At 50.0% G+C, this 16,395-nt stretch carries 20 protein-coding genes; 15 read left to right on the top strand and 5 right to left on the bottom strand.

The annotated features are described in order from the left end of the window. Positions 1-20 precede the first annotated feature (20 nt). From BMZ56_RS22320 to BMZ56_RS22305, 4 genes are all read left to right on the top strand, one after another. Positions 21-764 (top strand): tetratricopeptide repeat protein, encoded by a 744-nt coding sequence (locus tag BMZ56_RS22320; RefSeq protein ID WP_245893350.1) that lies wholly within the window; start codon positions 21-23, stop codon positions 762-764. Beyond that, positions 764-2,572 (top strand): BatD family protein, encoded by a 1,809-nt coding sequence (locus tag BMZ56_RS22315; RefSeq protein ID WP_177195269.1) that lies wholly within the window; start codon positions 764-766, stop codon positions 2,570-2,572. Before BMZ56_RS22320 ends, BMZ56_RS22315 begins: the two co-directional genes overlap by 1 nt. Further along, the gene (locus BMZ56_RS22310) at positions 2,559-3,320 is read left to right on the top strand and encodes a tetratricopeptide repeat protein (RefSeq protein WP_177195268.1); all 762 of its coding nucleotides are present in this window, start codon (positions 2,559-2,561) and stop codon (positions 3,318-3,320) included. Before BMZ56_RS22315 ends, BMZ56_RS22310 begins: the two co-directional genes overlap by 14 nt. Before the next feature lie 141 nt (positions 3,321-3,461). Beyond that, positions 3,462-4,658: an ATP-binding protein gene (locus BMZ56_RS22305; protein WP_177195267.1), complete on the top strand. Its 1,197-nt coding sequence runs from the start codon at positions 3,462-3,464 to the stop codon at positions 4,656-4,658. Between the two features lie 438 nt (positions 4,659-5,096). On the opposite strand, the gene BMZ56_RS22295 is transcribed toward BMZ56_RS22305, so the two are convergent. Next, positions 5,097-5,312, bottom strand: coding sequence for a hypothetical protein (locus tag BMZ56_RS22295; RefSeq protein ID WP_090631165.1), 216 nt, complete (start codon positions 5,310-5,312; stop codon positions 5,097-5,099). A 401-nt stretch (positions 5,313-5,713) separates the two neighbouring features. On the opposite strand from BMZ56_RS22295, the gene BMZ56_RS22290 reads away from it, so the two are divergent. Beyond that, positions 5,714-6,469 (top strand): hypothetical protein, encoded by a 756-nt coding sequence (locus BMZ56_RS22290; protein WP_090631162.1) that lies wholly within the window; start codon positions 5,714-5,716, stop codon positions 6,467-6,469. Further along, the gene (locus BMZ56_RS22285; protein WP_090631159.1) at positions 6,469-6,879 is read left to right on the top strand and encodes a DUF5675 family protein; all 411 of its coding nucleotides are present in this window, start codon (positions 6,469-6,471) and stop codon (positions 6,877-6,879) included. Before BMZ56_RS22290 ends, BMZ56_RS22285 begins: the two co-directional genes overlap by 1 nt. A 123-nt stretch (positions 6,880-7,002) precedes the next feature. On the opposite strand, the gene BMZ56_RS25495 is transcribed toward BMZ56_RS22285, so the two are convergent. Together BMZ56_RS25495 and BMZ56_RS22275 are read right to left on the bottom strand one after the other, a co-directional pair. Continuing rightward, complete coding sequence (locus tag BMZ56_RS25495) at positions 7,003-7,242, bottom strand: hypothetical protein (protein ID WP_143072998.1); 240 nt, start codon at positions 7,240-7,242, stop codon at positions 7,003-7,005. Positions 7,243-7,272: 30 nt separating this feature from the next. Next, positions 7,273-8,262 (bottom strand): hypothetical protein, encoded by a 990-nt coding sequence (locus BMZ56_RS22275; RefSeq protein WP_143072997.1) that lies wholly within the window; start codon positions 8,260-8,262, stop codon positions 7,273-7,275. A 176-nt stretch (positions 8,263-8,438) separates the two neighbouring features. Here BMZ56_RS22275 and BMZ56_RS22270 point away from each other — a divergent pair, with 176 nt between their 5' ends. Both BMZ56_RS22270 and BMZ56_RS22265 read left to right on the top strand, forming a co-directional pair. Further along, the gene (locus BMZ56_RS22270; protein WP_090631151.1) at positions 8,439-8,840 is read left to right on the top strand and encodes a hypothetical protein; all 402 of its coding nucleotides are present in this window, start codon (positions 8,439-8,441) and stop codon (positions 8,838-8,840) included. After that, positions 8,818-9,582, top strand: coding sequence for a Crp/Fnr family transcriptional regulator (locus BMZ56_RS22265; RefSeq protein WP_177195266.1), 765 nt, complete (start codon positions 8,818-8,820; stop codon positions 9,580-9,582). Before BMZ56_RS22270 ends, BMZ56_RS22265 begins: the two co-directional genes overlap by 23 nt. Positions 9,583-9,598: 16 nt before the next feature. On the opposite strand, the gene BMZ56_RS22260 is transcribed toward BMZ56_RS22265, so the two are convergent. Continuing rightward, positions 9,599-10,807, bottom strand: a complete 1,209-nt coding sequence (locus BMZ56_RS22260) for an ATP-binding protein (protein WP_090631145.1) — start codon at positions 10,805-10,807, stop codon at positions 9,599-9,601. Positions 10,808-11,069: 262 nt separating this feature from the next. Here BMZ56_RS22260 and BMZ56_RS22255 point away from each other — a divergent pair, with 262 nt between their 5' ends. The 4 genes from BMZ56_RS22255 (at position 11,070) to BMZ56_RS22245 (ending at position 14,176) form a co-directional block, all read left to right on the top strand. Beyond that, entirely contained in the window at positions 11,070-11,924 is an 855-nt protein-coding gene (locus BMZ56_RS22255; RefSeq protein WP_090631143.1) for a hypothetical protein, read from the top strand. A gap of 107 nt (positions 11,925-12,031) precedes the next feature. Next, positions 12,032-13,486 carry a hypothetical protein gene (locus tag BMZ56_RS22250; protein WP_090631140.1) on the top strand — a complete coding sequence of 485 codons (1,455 nt, stop codon included), beginning with the start codon at positions 12,032-12,034 and terminating at the stop codon, positions 13,484-13,486. 274 nt (positions 13,487-13,760) lie between these two features. After that, the gene (locus tag BMZ56_RS25710; RefSeq protein WP_177195265.1) at positions 13,761-13,922 is read left to right on the top strand and encodes a hypothetical protein; all 162 of its coding nucleotides are present in this window, start codon (positions 13,761-13,763) and stop codon (positions 13,920-13,922) included. Positions 13,923-13,948: 26 nt separating this feature from the next. Further along, entirely contained in the window at positions 13,949-14,176 is a 228-nt protein-coding gene (locus BMZ56_RS22245) for a hypothetical protein (protein ID WP_090631137.1), read from the top strand. Positions 14,177-14,261: 85 nt separating this feature from the next. On the opposite strand, the gene BMZ56_RS22240 is transcribed toward BMZ56_RS22245, so the two are convergent. Then, complete coding sequence (locus BMZ56_RS22240) at positions 14,262-14,636, bottom strand: hypothetical protein (RefSeq protein ID WP_090631135.1); 375 nt, start codon at positions 14,634-14,636, stop codon at positions 14,262-14,264. 250 nt (positions 14,637-14,886) lie between these two features. Between BMZ56_RS22240 and BMZ56_RS22235 the strand changes: the two genes are divergently transcribed. The 3 genes from BMZ56_RS22235 to BMZ56_RS22225 all read left to right on the top strand — a co-directional run bounded on the left by BMZ56_RS22235 (position 14,887) and on the right by BMZ56_RS22225 (position 16,186). Further along, a complete protein-coding gene (locus tag BMZ56_RS22235) occupies positions 14,887-15,105 on the top strand; it encodes a PLDc N-terminal domain-containing protein (RefSeq protein WP_090631132.1) in 219 nt (72 codons plus the stop codon). Further along, positions 15,102-15,356, top strand: coding sequence for a hypothetical protein (locus BMZ56_RS22230; protein WP_090631129.1), 255 nt, complete (start codon positions 15,102-15,104; stop codon positions 15,354-15,356). The genes BMZ56_RS22235 and BMZ56_RS22230 overlap by 4 nt, the downstream gene beginning before the upstream one ends. A gap of 152 nt (positions 15,357-15,508) precedes the next feature. Then, a complete protein-coding gene (locus BMZ56_RS22225) occupies positions 15,509-16,186 on the top strand; it encodes a hypothetical protein (RefSeq protein WP_090631127.1) in 678 nt (225 codons plus the stop codon). The last annotated feature ends 209 nt before the right edge of the window (positions 16,187-16,395 follow it).

Below are 16,395 nucleotides of genomic sequence, written 5' to 3'. Positions count from 1 at the left end.
ACCGAAAACTATTCCTGTTAATGACGATCCTACTGCCCGCTGTTGCGCAGGCCCAGCAGGACAAAAAGTCGATCCTGCAAGGAAACGAATACTATCGCCAGCAGCAATACGACGAAGCTGCGGCGGCCTACCAACGGTCGTTGGGCAACAATGGCCTGGAATCCGTCGTGGGAAATTTCAACCTCGGTGCGGCATGGTATAAACAGAAGAAACTGGACGATGCCGTTCAGCAATTTACCGATATTGCCGGGTCTGCTACCGACAAAACCCTCAAGGCGAAAGCCTACCACAACCTGGGCAATGCCCTGTTGGAGTCGCAGAAACTGGAAGAGAGCATCGAAGCGTACAAAAAGTCGCTCCTGAACAATCCCAAAGACGACGAAACCCGGTACAACCTGGCCTATGCGCAGGAAAAACTGAAGCAACAGCAGCAACAGCAAAACAACCAGGATCAGCAGAACGACAAGAAAGATCAGGATAATAAGGATCAAAACCAGAACAATAAAGACCAAGACAATAAAGATCAGGACAACAAAGACCCGGATCAGGATAAAAAAGATCAAGATCAAAATAAAGACAACCCGAACGACAAAAACGATTCAGACAACGGTAAAAACGATCAGCAGCAGTCCCAACCGGGCCAGTTATCGAAAGCAGATGCCGAGCGTCTATTGGAAGCCATGAACCAGGAAGAAAAGAACACACAGGAGAAGTTAAAAAAGAAAAAAGGCACCGGCCAGGGAAAGGTGGTAAAACAATGGTGATGCGGTACGTCGTCATCCTTTGTTTGCTGTGGGCTCACGCGGCCCGGAGCCAGGAGCTGACGGTAACTGCCTCCGTGAGCCAAACGGCCGTCACGACCGGTGTTCCGTTTGAAGTCCGCTTCACCGTAAACGGACAGGCCGAAAAATTTGACCCGCCGTCTTTCGAAGGCTTCCGGGTAGTTTCCGGCCCCAACCAGTCGACCAGCATGCGCTCCATCAACGGCAAAACCACCGTGAGCACATCAGTGGGGTATGGGTTGGTGGCTGAAAAGGAAGGCAAGTACACCATTCAGCCGGCGGCGGTGGAGGCCGACGGAAAAACGGTTCGTTCCAATGCACTCACCATCACCGTGCAGAAAGGCACTGCCAGCAGTTCGGGTGGCAGTAGTGGTACCGGCGGCAGCAATAGCGACCGTGCGAATGCCCGTCGGTCTGCCAGTGCCAGCAAGCAGATTTTCATCCGGGCCGTGCCCGACAAGCGGGAAGTCTACCAGGGCCAGCAGCTGACGGTTTCGTACAAACTGTACACCAACGTGCAGATCACCGGCAACATGCCCGGAAAAATGCCCGCCCTCAACGGTTTCTGGAGCCGGCCGCTGGAGTCAACCGATCAACGGACGGAATGGACCGAAGAAGTCGTCGATGGCGTGCGTTACCAGGTAACCGTGCTGCAGCAATACATCCTCTTTCCGGAGCGCAGCGGAAAGTTGCAGATCGATCCGATGGAAATGACCTTCGTAATCCGTGAGCCGATTGCGACCAACGACCCCTTCGAACGGTTCTTCGGCGGCTCGTACCGCGAGGTTGAGCAGGACTTAAAAAGCCCGGCCATACCCATCACCGTCCGTCCGCTGCCTACCGACGGCAAACCGGAAGGTTTCGAGGGTGCGGTGGGCAATTTCTCGTTCACCACGGCGGTAGACCGCACGGAACTGAAGGCAAACGAGGCGGTGAACTATACGCTGAAAATTTCGGGATCGGGCAACCTGCAGCTGATCGATGCACCTCCTGTGCGCATACCCGAAACCATCGAGCAATACGATCCCAAGGTCAACGATCAACTCACCGAATCGGCGTCCGGCGTATCCGGCAGCCGGGAATTCACCTACCTGATGATTCCCCGGCATGAGGGGAGCTACCCATTGCCCCCGGTGTCGTTTTCCTATTTTGACCCTGTCGCCAAGCGTTATGTAACCCTGCAGGGCGACCCGTATACGCTGCAGGTAGCCAAAGGCGACGGCTCGCAGCCCACGGTAGGCTTCGCTCCCGGCGCGCAGCGGGATGTGAAGGTACTTGACAACGATATCCGCTACATCAAAACGCGCACGCCGCGGTTCAGCAAAGAGGGCAGTGGCTTCTGGGGGTCGGGCGGGTTCGTGGTGCTGCTGCTGGCAGGGCCGGTACTTTTCGCTGCGGCCTGGGTGTACCGCAACCGGCAGCGCGCGCAAAATCGGGATGCGGGTTTGGTCCGCAACCGGAAAGCCAACAAAGCGGCCGCCAAACACCTGGCCGCAGCGCGCAAGCACCTGAATGCAGGCGACAAAAAGCTGTTTTATGAAGCCGTATATAAGGGACTGTACGGGTATGTGGCCGACAAGCTGAACATCCCCGGCGCCGCACTCAACAAGGCCTACATCTCCGAACAATTGCGCGAACGCGGTGTTGCCGAAGAAATCATCGCACGGGTGGAAGAAACGTTTGATCTGTGCGAGATGACCCGGTTTGCCCCACTTTCGGGTATTTCCGAGGCCGACGTATATGAAAAAGCAAAGCAGCTCATTAATGATATGGAACATGGGAAGATTTAATTGGATGTCCGTCTGGCTGCTCCTGCTACCCGCGTTTGCGGCAGCGGCCGAACACCCGGATTCGTTATTTGCGAAAGGCAACCGCCTGTATGCCGCGGGCGACTATGAAGGCGCGGCCACATGCTACGAAACGCTCGTGACCGACGGCTACCAGGAAGCCGCCGTGTACTACAACCTGGGCAATACCCATTTTAAACTGAGCAACCTTGCCTCATCCATTCTGTATTACGAAAAAGCGCGGAAGCTTGACCCCAGTGACCCGGATATCCGGGAGAATCTTGCTTTTGTAAACCTGGGCATTACGGATCGCATCCAGCCGCTTCCCGAGTTTTTCATCGATTCGTGGTGGCGCGGACTGCTGTTTTCCGCGTCGCTCACTACGTGGTCGGTTGTCGCGGTGGTCTGCTGGCTGGTGGCCTTTGGGCTGCTTATCTGGTACCTATACGCATGGCAACCCCGGGTTAAGCGCGCTTCTTTTTACAGCGGCGTTGCTACGATGGCACTCGCCCTCTTGCTGCTGGTGGTGGCCTATTCGCAGCATCGCATGCAGGTTGATCACAATGGCGCTGTGGTTTTCAGCGGCCAGGCCACGGTGCGGAGCGCCCCGTCGGAAAGTGAAAAGACGCTGTTCGTCATCCACGAAGGAACCAAGGTACAGGTCGTCGGACAGGTGAAGGATTGGCTGCGGGTTTCCCTGCCGAATGGCCATCAGGGGTGGATTAAATCGGAGGCGGTGAAAATGATCTAGTACTATTCCAATCCGCCCCGGCGCTAAACCTAATTGCCGGCATTTTTGCTTTATGAATAGATCAATAGCTGTTAAATATGCTTTATGTGTAGAGCATATTTGTCTAGAATTGTTATATTTGTAGAGCATTATTGGCGATATATGGATGAACTTATCATAAAATCAAGCAAAATTACAGCCGTCCAAGCCCTTGGTTTCAAGCGAACCCTTTATGAAGCGATCGATTGGAACGATCGATTAATCGGGATTATGGGGGCAAGGGGAACGGGGAAGACCACTTTGATGCTGCAACGGCTTAAGACCCTCGGCTTAAGTGGTGCAGAAGCAATTTACCTGTCGTTAGACGATATTTATTTCACCCGGCATAACCTAACGGAAGTGGTAGAAATATTTACATCAAAAGGAGGTAAATATCTTTTTTTGGACGAGGTTCATAAATATCCAGAATGGCATCGCGAAATCAAGAACATCTTTGATTTCAACCGGGAAGTCAATATTATCTTCACCGGTTCGTCTATTATCGATATGCTCCGTTTGCCAGTCGATTTAAGTAGAAGGGCTGTTGTCTATCAATTAACGGGTCTTTCGTTCCGTGAATTTTTGCATTACGATCAGGGGGTTGAATTCAGAAAGCTATCACTTACCGATGTTTTGGAGAATCACGAGCGTGTGGCAATAGATATTATCCAGCAATTAAAGCCATTGCAACATTTTAGTCGCTATCTAAGCTATGGTTATTATCCTTTTTATAAAGAAAACACCAACACGTATCATACACGGTTGGAAGAAGTGATCAAGTTAATCATTGAGTATGACCTTGCCTTCATGGAGCATATCGACTATCAGAATATCCGAAAGATTCTGCAGCTGATGGCTATTTTGGCTGAACACGTTCCATTTACTCCTAATATTACCGATTTGGGAAAGAAACTGGCAATGGGGCGTAACACCGTGATCCAATACTTTCATTATTTGGAAAAAGCTCGGCTAATCAATAATCTGTATGCTGGAGGCAAAGGATATGGTAAACTGGAGAAGCCAGGCAAGGTTCTGCTTGAAAATCCTAATCTGTTTGAAGCATTGGCTATCTCGCATCCAGACCGGGGAAGTGTACGTGAGTCATTTTTTGTTAGCCAATTTCTGGATGGGGGGCATCATATTTCGTTGCATGAGAAAGGCGACTTTGAAATTGATGGCAAATTTGTTTTTGAAGTCGGTGGTAAAAACAAGGGATTCAAACAGATTGCCGGATTAGCCAATTCTTTTATTGCTGCCGATGACTTGGAAGTAGGGACTGGCCATAAAATTCCACTGTGGCTCTTTGGCTTTTTGTATTAGCCTTACGAGCAAGCACCGGCGTAATATCTCCAAGCCATCCAGGCTGCACGCTCCGGATAACATGCCGAGATTGAGTTTCGGCCACAGCCTATCGGCCATGGAGAACCCCCAGCGCGGGCCAATGCCAGGCTCCAGTTTACGGGAAATACGCTGGCCATGGGTTTGGCCGTAACGATTTGCAGGGCCACATCGAGTTCTGCTGCGAATGGCGTATGCTTAGTCCGAGAATAATGCTTATTTCGTTTGCGTTTATCACAACTTTTGTGCTTTTCATGGTTTGAAAGATTTAGGCCCTGACGAAAAAGGCCCGGGTCCATTGATCAAAAGCCGTTAAACCAATGCTTACAACGTTAGCGTGCGATTCGAGGAGGAAGGGTTTTTCTGCTCGCATCATATGATTATCATTTGAATGGATAATGGGAAAAGTTATAATCATAATTATAACTTTGTACAAGTAGCGCCAAAGCACGCCTTCAATACCACTTCCAGCGGGATGCCCGAATACACGGAAAACTCTTCGTACGTGACCGCTTGATGATGTTTTTTACCAAGTTCCGCTAATATCTGTCGTCTATAGCGTTGCGCCTGGCGTATGCTTAGTCCGAGAATAATGCTTATTTCGTGTGCGTTTATCACAACTTTTGTGCTTTTCATGGTTTGAAAGATTTAGGCCCTGGCGAAAAGGGCCAGGGGTCCGCTGATCAAAAGCCGCATCGGCGTCAAAGGTGCCTCCCACCCCCGTTTTACCGCCTTCCCTACGCTTACGTATCGCTATCCTACCGCTTTTTACTTTTTTTAGCGGATATACAGCGGCGCATATGCGGCGCATGGGCGGATAGGGGGCGAATGGGCTACGGCCAAGGGGGGCTTATTCCCCGGATGTACGACGGTTTACTATTCACAAATATAAGCGAGCCATCCAAACCAACCAAGAGACAAAAGCGACAATCGGGTACTCCCGCGGCAATAACGCCAATTGCGCCACATGCGGCGCAGGGCGACATGCGCCAAATCCACTATGCGGAACTTTGTCGTGTTGTTAACAAAGTCATATCATGGCACAACAAGACAGTTTCTTAAAATTAAAAGGAAGAATCGGGGATTTGACCTTTTACAAAACCAAGAACGGGCATCAGGTACGTGAAAAGGGCGGGGTAACCGCCCAGCGCATTGCCACGGACCCGAAGTACCAGCGCACGCGCGAAAACAATGCGGATTTCCGCACGGCCTCGCTGGCGGCGAAGCACCTGCGCGATGCGCTGCGTCCGCTCATCCTGTTTACGTATGATCCGGGTATGCCCAACCGGTTGGGCAGCCGGATGGTGCGCGTGGTGCGTGCCGATTCCGAAAACGTGCGGGGCGAGGGGCAGGTGCAGCCGGCCAACCTGGCCATTCTGCACCGTTTCAACTTCAACGCAGCCACCTCGTTGGCCAACACGCTGTTTGCCAAGCTCTCCACCTCGGTGGATGCCGAGAGCGGCGAGGTGCAGGTAACGGTGCCGGCCATCGATCCGAAGGTGCGGCTGGCCAAGCCCAAGGAGGCTACGCACTTTCAATTCGTTGCGGGTGCCGTAGCGTTGGATTTCAGCGAGGAGGGCGAGTCTACGCTATCCATGGCCTCAAGTGCGGAACTTACCGTTAAAGAGCCGGTTGTGGAGGATACGGTGTTATCGTTGCCGTTGCCACCGGCTGCCGGGCTCCCCATCGCGGTGATATTCGGTGTGGCGTTTTACATTGAAGACCGCGGGGCCATTTATCCGCTCAACAACGGGGCCTACAACCCGATGTCTGTGATTCACTTCACCAGCTGATGACGGAGCTGCGACTTATCCGGACGTATCATCCTGACGGCACCAACGGTGTGCTGCAGCATGACGGGAAGCCGATCTGCCAGACCATCGAGCTTCCCTGGCGCAACAACCGGCGGATGATCAGCTGCATTCCCGAGGGACGTTACCGGCTCATCCGGCGGGAGCACTTCAAGCATGGCGACCAGCTTGCCGTATCCGGCGTACCGGGGCGTGAGGCCATCCTCATCCATCCGGCCAATTTCGCTCTATCCGAGCTGCAGGGATGCATCGCACCGGTAACGAAGGTGATAGCCCCGGGCAAGGGCGTGTTCAGCCGTGTGGCGCTTGAGCGCCTCAAGGACATCGCCTATCCCGCACTGGAAGCAGGTGAGGAAGTGTGGCTTACCATCGTGCAGGAGGGGGTGCTATGAGTGCGGGGGTATCGTGGTACCAGCGGGTCAAAAGCGGGTTGGCCGTGGCCGCGCAGGCCATCCTTGCCGCACCGCTGAAGCTGCCGCCCAAGGTGGTGGCCGGAGCGCGTTACGTAGCCCTGATCATCGGCGTGCTTGACGCTCTGGAGGCGGATCCGCCCGAGCGGCCGCCCGGGGAGCAGCTGTCCGAAGGCAGGGGGGAGGCGCCGCCTGATGCCTAGCGATGGCCGGTTGCTGGCCGGCATCCTGGGAGGCACGCTGCTCAGCGCCTTCCGCTTTCCGCCCTGGGCGGATGTGCTGCACACCGCCGTGCTGGCGGCGGTGGGTGCCACGGTAAGCTTCCTTACCGCCTGGTTGCTGCAACGCCTCGCACGTAGGCGAAGGCGGTAACCCTTAAGGTCGTCCCGATCCGGGGCGACCTTTTTTTGCCATCAACTCTGTGTACCGATCATGCACTTTACGTGCCTTATTTTTGTGTATCTTGATGTAGTACCGTTGCACTTCCTCTTCCGTTCCGGACGGTACTACCTGTATTTGAGGCACCGGTTCGATGCCCGGCTTCAGGGCAATGAGCATTGGCCCATCACCTCCCCGTACAAGATGCGTAATGCCTTCAAGCGCAAAACCGTAGAAGGGCGACAGCCAATAAAATCCATGCGCTTTGGAAAACCCCCGCAGGTCCTCTTTCGTGGTGGGCAACCGGTATTTCCGGCCATCGTAGGTATAGCAGGTGGCCTTCTGTTTTCGGTATTCAATCAGCCCGATCCGGTGTACCGGCAGGGTATGCAGTTCGTTTTTGAAGTAGTGTTGCACCTGGATGGCCGCCACCTCCGGTTGTTCCGGAGCCACCGATGAAGGCTCCACCGTAGGCTGTTCGCTGAGCACCTGCGCTTTGAACGCTTCAAATGCGTAGCGTTCTTCCCCTTCGCTTACCACAAAGCACAGTATATCGAAGCTGCTGTATAGCAGTACAAGACAGAAAACCCCGCCTATTACGAAGAAGAATTCATTGGAAAAATAACCCCGTTGGGCGATGCTGGTATGGTTGAATACATAATATACAGCCACCGCCAGCAATACAAATACCAGCGGCGGCAGGAAATTCCACAGCCATTGCTTTGACAGGCGTTTCAACACCCCGTCATGTATGCCATATTGTTTGCCGAAGCGCACGGTATTGAACTTGATGTAGCCCGTTACGATCAGTGCACATACCCAGGTAAATCCCAACGCTATCCAATAGCCTTTCATGTGCATGAGCTCCCATGCCGATTCGCGTCGATGGAAAACGGTAATGGCATGCGAGTAAAAGGGAAGAAGGATGAAGATTAATACATCGAAGAATACAGGTTTTCTGCATAAGAAATGAATGAAGCGGATCATTTGGTTTTGTGTTTGGTTATGCGTGTTCAACGGGTAAACATGCAAAGCATTCTCAAAAATGCCGTCAAGATTCTCAAAATCCAGCCGATTGCAGTTAGGCGCTTGACGGTTTAGTGAGGCTAATATAGTTTTATTTCCCGAAATAATATGTTTAATCACTTAAAATTATCAACATCATGGAAAAACAACCCTTAACACCTACGGGCGTTCAGGCTTTGCTGGACGAATTGTATGCGCTCCCCGATGAACAATTGCAGCAGGAAGCGCAGGCGCTTGCTGTGGATTTCAGCGGATGGCTGTCCACTCATTTTGAGCTAACGGCCTATCAGGTGCAATTCATCGACGATGAATTATCCGCTTCCTTTATCTCCTTCGTTTCTTCGCGGGTACCCTTTGTGATGGAGCGCCGCTTGCCCATCACCTACAGCGTGTTCAAAAATCCACCCGAAGAAGAAGAGGAGGAGTGGGGCAAAATCGTTACCACTACCGATAATGTTTCGCAGGCTTCTACCAGCGAGGCCTTCACGAGCGGCGCATCCGGATCGTTCCAGTTTGTTGCGCAGTATTACCGGAAATAACATCGTGGTAAGCCTGTGCTATTTCTGTTTATCCCGCTCCGGCGTGGGTGGCCCAGTGCCTCCGGCTTGCCTGCCGGGCGATGTTTACGGGCGGGGACCGCCCCATTGCCTGGCCAGACGGTTGGCCTTCGACTACTTCGATACCCCGAATAAAAAAACCATGGATAACTTCATCCGATTCTGGACCTCCCACGTATCACACCTTTCCGATACTGCCCTGGCGTTCGTGCGGGCCTATAGCAAGGTATTCGTATATCCTGCGGGGATGTACCTCGCGCGGGCGGGCGATTACTGGCCGTATTGGAATTTCGTGGCAGAGGGCGCTGTGATGGCGTTGCGTTATGAAGAAGATGGCTCGGTGGTGGTGCCGTGGCTGGTTACCGCCGGCAGTTATTTTACCGGCACGGTGCATGCCTTTACCGAGCGGCGTGGAGAAGTGTTCATCCAAGCGCTCGATGATACCCGCGTGGTGCAGTTGCCCAATCATCGCCTGCAGGAAGCGCAGCAACTGTACCATGCCTTCAGCGAGCTCATTAACATCCTTAAGCAGCGGCGGTTGGAGCAGGATGGCCTTCTTGACCGTGTATTCCGGCAAACCGAAGGAGAGGTCCGTTTTACTATTTTTTTTGATACCTACCCGCGGCTGGCTCCGCAGTTGCCCATGCAGCAGGTATGCGCCATCCTGCAGATCAGTTCATCTACTTACCAGCGGGCCAAACAACAGTATTACCGAAAGCGGTGAATTTAGCGCTATAAACTCAATCCATCAGATATTCGTGTGCAGGTAAAACCACTATCTTTTTGCCATCCTTTTCGAACAGATCCCGCTGTGCATGGGTAATCAACAACCCGTCGTCCAATTTGAAATATTCAAGGGCTTCGGTCATGCCGTTCAGCTCCCGGTCCAGGTTATCGGCGTTTAAATGGTAGCACACCTGTATCACTGCCTGTATGTTGCTTTTATCGGAAACGATGAAATCACATTCTCCTTTTGCTGAGAAATAAAAGATATCCTTGTATTGCCGTCGGAGGTGCAGGTATATCATATTTTCCAATTGCCTGCCGCTGTCGTCTGTAAAGGAAGCTGAGTTTACGTTTACCAGACCTGTATCTATCGCGTACACCTTTTTGGGGTTTACCATTTGTTTCCGATGCGAATAATCGAATTTCGGGATGAAGTGAACCAGGTAACTATCTTCCAGATAGGATAGGTATTCCGTTATCGTATTGGTAGATCCCACGCCGATTAAACTCTTCAACCGGTTGGCAGTGACGAGCTTCCCTGTGTTGGAAATCAAGTATAATGTAAGCCGCTGCAGGCTATTTACATCACGGATGCCATGGCGCACGGCGATGTCGCGTATCAGAATGTCTTCCAGTACATAGTTTAAGATGTCATCCACACGTTGTTTCACATATTCCGGGAATCCTCCCACCTGTAGGTATTCACTTACGGAATCTGATGATGCTTTCTGTTGCGTGAATGTGATAAATTCCCGGTAGGAAAACGGGAAAAGTTCTTTGGTGATATGGCGCCCGGTAAGCTTTGTGCCTAATTCCCTGCTCAGCAGACTGGCATTGGAGCCGGTAATCACTATTTTGATATTTTCATCAAGCTTTTGGCGTATATATCGTTCCCATTCTGGAATAATCTGAATTTCATCAAACAATAATACATCTGCGCCAGCCTGCCGGATAATTTCGTCAAGCCTTGCAAAATCTTTAATATCAAAACCGTACAGCCTTGGATCTTCAAAATTGAGATACAATGCATCCGGGTACCGTTGCTGGAGAAGCTGGAAGAGCAAGGTGCTTTTTCCGCAGCGCCGTACGCCGGATACAATCAATGCATAGGCGGAGATATCGGGGAGGGTTGCCATTGCTTCCCTTTTCAACCCCACGCCTTTTGCCAACAGGTTATCCCGTTGCGCAGCAATAACCTGTGTGAGTATTTCTTGAGTGACCATCCAACCAATGTTTACATTACAAATGTATAAAATTATATATTACTAATATAAACTTTTATTTCCTACCTCCCGTACAAAAAATATTTGATTTATAACTGCCCACGGTGGGCAATTTTCGGGAGGTACTCCACCCTCCATTTGCCAATACCGAACACGACGGGTAGGAGAGCCGATCGATGGGCATAGGTTTCGGTTCAAGCCGGTAGGGCGGGAGGAAGACCGCCCCACCCGCTTGGAAGAAAAGCAAAAAACGAAGGCAATTATGGAAACCACAGACAGACAAACCTCCAGTATCACCCCGGAAATGATAGACCACTATCGGCAGTTGCTCAGCCTGCGGCACGAAAAGACGGATTGGCTCCGCGGCTATAGCGGCTTCGGCGACCAGTTGCGTGTTCGTACCGTAAGCCATCTTTTTATCATCCGGTTTGATAAGGGCTATAAAAGCAAAAGTGCCGCCTATTTATCGGTGGTAAACGGTGTGGCCGAATGGCGGTATGCGGATGAGGATTGTGGCTATGTGCGGTGCCCGGCGATGCTTGACGCAGAGGGGATACGGCAGCTCGACGAAGTGTTTCTGCGCTACTACCGACAAAACCGACTTCCCGATGCGCTGGGCGACAACAGCCAGCACCTATCCGAGCGGTTGGCCTGGCTGAACGATCATTTCTTTTTGACAGACGAGGCGGTCGATTCCAAGATCACGCAGGATGAAGAGATGATTGGCGAACTCTTTTGCTGGGACGGGGTGTGGATGTTTCTGAGGTACTTAAGTTATAATTTAGGGCGTTACGAGCGCCGGCTTAAGCTAAAGTGGGTAGGGAATGGATCTATCTGGTTGGCTCAGATTCTTTACGGGTTTTTGATATTCAGGATGGTTCTGAAAAACGCATCGCCTATACACAGGGAACGTTTGTCCTTGCTCCCGGCAATCAATCGTATTTTGACGAGCGTCACAATAGGCTTTACAACGTGGTATACCGGGATGGCATTCTCTCGTCTTTCGATTTTAATTCGGGAGCATGGTATCCAGTTTCGTCACCTTTTGCAGAACCGACGATCCGATGGCATTTCAATAAGTTTTATTCCGACACAGACAGCTCATTTTATATCCTAAATGGCTATGGAAAGCTGCATTATAAGAACGAGATAAGGCGTTACAGCCTCGTTTCAAATTCTTGGTCAACCATTCGTACTCCGTTAGATTCCTATACGCCACGATACTTGGCTGCGTTGGGGGAAGCTGAAGGAGGGGCCTATATACTAGGTGGATACGGGAGTAAAGACGGGCAACAGGTAAATAATCCCAAAAGCCTGTTTGACTTGGTTTACCTTGATGTCAATAAGCAGCAAATCACCCCTGTTTACCAGCTAAGCGGGCTGGAGGAAGGCACAGCCTTCGCTAATTCTCTCGTTGTCGATGAGGCTAATCGATCTTATTACGGATTGATTTTCTCCAAACACAGTTTCAACTCCACCTTACAGCTCATCCACGGATCATTGGACTCCGCCTCCTTTACAAGGCTTGGTCATCCGTTACCTTACAAGTTTCAGGATGTAAAATCGTTTGTCGATTTATTCTATTGCAATAGAAGCGGAAAATTTATTACAGTTACCCTTTTTCAGCGGCCTGATAAACAAACAGAGGCTGAGATTTACACGCTGGAATCACCTCCGTTGGTGCTCGAGGAAGTCTTGCCCGTGATGGAAACGAACGGCAACCGCACCTATGTTGGTTCCTGGCTTGCCCTAGTCTTGCTCATCATCGCCGGGGTTGTTTTCTATCGATACCGGTCTAGAACAAAAAAACCGGTGGCTGCAGGTGTCGTTCATGTACCTAAAGATGGGGAGGTCAATATACCAGATGAACTGCCTTCCGAGGATGAAACAAAGGAAGCTGTAGAAAGCGAGGCTGCTGCGGTAAAATCAGTGAACTATGAAAAATCAAGCCCCACCCGCAACAGCATTGTACTATTCGGGGCTACCCAGATATTCGACGATGAGGGGAATGACATTACCAATTTATTTACACCCTTAATTAAGGAGCTCTTCCTGCTCATACTGCTGTATTCACTACGGTGGGAAATCGGCATCAGCTCTGGAAAATTAAAGGAAGTACTTTGGCTTGATAAAAGCGAGGAAAGCGCACGGAACAACCGGTCTGTCAACCTTGCGAAGCTGAAGGGCATTCTAACCAAACTGAATCATTGCGAGATATCCAAGAAAACCGGGTATTGGAAAACAGATATTGATCATGCCCACCTGTATGTAGACTACTACGAATACCTGAACATCGTTAAGGAGACCCGCTTATCCGAAAAGGAAAAGATCAAAAAAATTGCTGAAATCGTTCAACGGGGGAGCTTTTTGTCCGACTTGAATTACGAATGGCTGGACTCATTTAAATCAGAAATCAGCAATGAGGTCATTGATATTTACCTGAAATTTGCCCATTCTGTTAAGGTATCTGAAGATCCTGAATTTCTTATTAAAGTGGCCAACTACATCTTTCACTTTGATGCGGTCAATGAAGAAGCCATGACGCTCAAGTGCAGGGCATTAGCATTTCTTGGTAAGCATTCGCTCGCGAAAGTGACTTTTGAGCAGTTTACAAAAGAATACCATCGGATTTATGGCGAGGAATTTACCAAGGGATTTCAATCCATATTGGAAGATTGAGGTAACATGTGTTCTACAAGAGTAGTTCGATCGGGGCAATTTGAGGCAATCAGCCTTTAGCAAAGCGAGTGACCTAATAATTTTAATAACCACTGGGATCGTCACCAGCACGGTGGGCATACTGGGTAGGGCCTCTACAATACGTCGCACAACTTTCTTGCTATTGTCGGTGATTCCTGTAAATGAAATGAAAAACCGGTTCATGGCCTCCTCTGTGAGAAGTATAACAAATTAGCTAAAGATTTTTAGGTTTCTTTAAAGATACTAAAAGCCTGTGGCTGAACAGAAAGTGTTAAATGCCGTTGCATTGGGGGTGGATTACATGATCTCGACCGAACTATCCTGCCTCATGCATTTGGATGCATATATCCAGAAACACAAATGTCCCATTAAAGTAGTTCATATTGTCGATCTGTTGGCTTTCGAATATGTATAATCCCGTTTAAGCAGTCCGGTAACAGGTTGCCAACTGACGAGCTTCACCAGTGTTCTGTTGTTCTTCCGTATGTCGGCGTAGGCAAACGGGAAGGTAAAGGCTACCTGATCGGTACTAATTTGGGAGGAAAGAAGCGGGTAGGGATGAGAATGGGGAAAGAGAAAAGGTGGAGTCTTTCCCGCCTGACAGCGCACTTTGGCAAGTTGTTGGAAGAAGGAGCCATTCTCAAAGAAGGAAGCCGAGGGACCGGATAGAAGTTGCAAAATGAAACTTTGGATAAAAAGGAAACTATGGTGATTTTGTTCTCATTTATTATCCCGTTAGGATAGCGTACCACACTTAATCGGGGTGTTCTTCTAAAACAAACACACCTAAGTACCAGCGCACATTTGCAAGGCAGATGATTGCTTGTTCGGGCGGAAATTGCCCGATCTTCAGTATAACGGTTTGCCCTTCACGGTAATTTCCTGTTAGATTGACTGCAGACGCAATCGGACGCTCACCGTACGCTTCTGCAAATTCCATATCAATCAACCGTGACAACCGATCGATATCTTTTTTCTCAAAACGGACCAAAGGCCAGCTCGGACAACCATCGGACGGCCCCAGGTAAGTGGTACGGAAAACATCTTCGCCCAAATGCTCGGCTTTATCGCACGCTTGAAATGTGAAGAATAGCGATAGGATGGCTAAGGAAAACAAGTTGACTTTCATAATTGGTTATTTTGGTATGTAAAGATAAACTATGTTTATCAAAAGACGGAAGAGAATAACGAAGTGCTACATGGAGCATATGTATTGAAATGGCAAATAGATTGCTAAAGATAGTTGCTTTTTGATTTCGGGAATGTACCTTTGCGATATAACCAAATGGCGACCTACCCATGCACAGATGGAAGTCTGTCGGGATTCCGGATATCGGCACTTTAACGAAGAAAAGCAGTAGCAAGACAGGAAGAAAAATATGACTTTACTTTTTTTGAACCTTGGAACCACGGAACTTATCATCGTACTGCCGTTTTTGGCATTCATGTTTTACAGTCTCTTCCATGCGGCTACGAACATGGCGATACCCGGCACACATCGGCTGATCTGGGGGCTGTTGATTTTAGCTGTTCCCCTGCTCGGCAGTATTGCGTATTGGGTGGTGGGAAGGAAGCCTGCCAAGGCAACTAGAAAATGAAGCGTTATATATCTTTTGTATTGCTGTTGGTCGCAACCACTTCATGTAAGAAAGGCGACCTGGATATCGTGGAGAAATTCGTACGGGAGGTAAAGGCCGACAAAGGAGATCCCCCCAATTCGCTTCCCGATTTCCAAATAGATGTCATTGATGCGTTACTGAAGCATACCAAAGATGACCAAATCGTGTCACGTTATCCGCGCCCTCCACACTCTTCTGTAAAACCCATCCGTTGGTGGGATCGGGTTTGACATGGCACGGGATTCCGATAAGCACCTACTGACCTCTTGGCGCTTCTCTCCGCTGGCAAGCGACCTCACCGTGATCCTGCTGGACGAACGGCCCAGATGATGGAGAAGCCGAAAAGCAATCCTATATTTGGAACCGTAAAACGGTAAGTAAAATGAAGTCGAACCTTATCCTGCTGATGGCAGCTGCAATGGCAACGACTGCCTGTAGCAAAGATGGCAGAATGGTGACCGAGAGTGCTTTCCCGATTGAGCTGAAAGCGGTAACCTTGGAGCGTCAGGGCAGCGTTAAACTGTACACGAAATCCGGTGAAGTAACGGATGAGGCGGTCATCGCGAACTTCATCGCCAGCGAGCGTGGATTCAATGCGCCGTTTGCACCAGAGCCCAGCAACACCATCACGTTTACGACGGACAGCACAGCACAGCTTGGGATTTCGGCGGTACTTTACAGGGTATCCCGTGAAGATAATGATGCTGTGGTCTTCCGCTCGCCTTTTATACTTGGACCCTATGCGACGGGTGCGGTACAATGGACGGCACTGGACACCTATCGACTGGGCAAGCACAACGGTCGGCTGGAAACGTTCCATTCGGGGGGCCAATTGCTGTATAAAGGGGAGGCGGTGATTTATTGCCAGGGAACCTACCAATCCCTGTTGTTTCCCATTATGATCTACAAGCTTTACCGCCATTCCGGAACCGAAGGACAGGCAAGCGAAAGCATGATTTCCGGCAAGTTATTCAACGAATTTGATGAGGATTTCTTGACGACACTGGGCGATAGGGATACGGTTGCCTACCAGCAAAGCTATGTGAGGTTTAGCAAATAGCATAGAGCTGGATCTATCGGAATAAATGTACTTTGTTGCCTTTCGTTCACCTATTTTGACTAGCATTATAAAGATTCCAAACATACGGATGACGTTATTAGAAACTGGCTAAGGAATAGAAATACAATCGAACTCTTAGGTTTTTGGGAAATCTTAAATAATCCGGATTTTAAACCCGTCGAATTTGACGGGTTTAGAAAGGGAAAAAT

It is taken from the genome of Parapedobacter indicus (assembly GCF_900113765.1).
GTDB classification, from domain to species: Bacteria; Bacteroidota; Bacteroidia; order Sphingobacteriales; family Sphingobacteriaceae; genus Parapedobacter; species Parapedobacter indicus.
Note: the sequence above shows the minus strand (reverse complement) of the source record. Positions and strands in the feature narration are given on the sequence as shown.

Coding starts and splice junctions, on each gene's coding strand:
- BMZ56_RS22230 (WP_090631129.1), top strand. CDS start 15,102: ATGAAGCGTTATATATCTTTTGTATTGCTGTTGGTCGCAACCACTTCA.
- BMZ56_RS22270 (WP_090631151.1), top strand. CDS start 8,439: ATGGAAAAACAACCCTTAACACCTACGGGCGTTCAGGCTTTGCTGGAC.
- BMZ56_RS22235 (WP_090631132.1), top strand. CDS start 14,887: ATGACTTTACTTTTTTTGAACCTTGGAACCACGGAACTTATCATCGTA.
- BMZ56_RS22295 (WP_090631165.1), bottom strand. CDS start 5,312: ATGAAAAGCACAAAAGTTGTGATAAACGCACACGAAATAAGCATTATT.
- BMZ56_RS22275 (WP_143072997.1), bottom strand. CDS start 8,262: ATGATCCGCTTCATTCATTTCTTATGCAGAAAACCTGTATTCTTCGAT.
- BMZ56_RS22290 (WP_090631162.1), top strand. CDS start 5,714: ATGGCACAACAAGACAGTTTCTTAAAATTAAAAGGAAGAATCGGGGAT.
- BMZ56_RS22305 (WP_177195267.1), top strand. CDS start 3,462: ATGGATGAACTTATCATAAAATCAAGCAAAATTACAGCCGTCCAAGCC.
- BMZ56_RS22225 (WP_090631127.1), top strand. CDS start 15,509: ATGAAGTCGAACCTTATCCTGCTGATGGCAGCTGCAATGGCAACGACT.
- BMZ56_RS22315 (WP_177195269.1), top strand. CDS start 764: ATGCGGTACGTCGTCATCCTTTGTTTGCTGTGGGCTCACGCGGCCCGG.
- BMZ56_RS22255 (WP_090631143.1), top strand. CDS start 11,070: ATGGAAACCACAGACAGACAAACCTCCAGTATCACCCCGGAAATGATA.
- BMZ56_RS22310 (WP_177195268.1), top strand. CDS start 2,559: ATGGGAAGATTTAATTGGATGTCCGTCTGGCTGCTCCTGCTACCCGCG.
- BMZ56_RS22240 (WP_090631135.1), bottom strand. CDS start 14,636: ATGAAAGTCAACTTGTTTTCCTTAGCCATCCTATCGCTATTCTTCACA.
- BMZ56_RS22260 (WP_090631145.1), bottom strand. CDS start 10,807: ATGGTCACTCAAGAAATACTCACACAGGTTATTGCTGCGCAACGGGAT.
- BMZ56_RS22285 (WP_090631159.1), top strand. CDS start 6,469: ATGACGGAGCTGCGACTTATCCGGACGTATCATCCTGACGGCACCAAC.
- BMZ56_RS22320 (WP_245893350.1), top strand. CDS start 21: ATGACGATCCTACTGCCCGCTGTTGCGCAGGCCCAGCAGGACAAAAAG.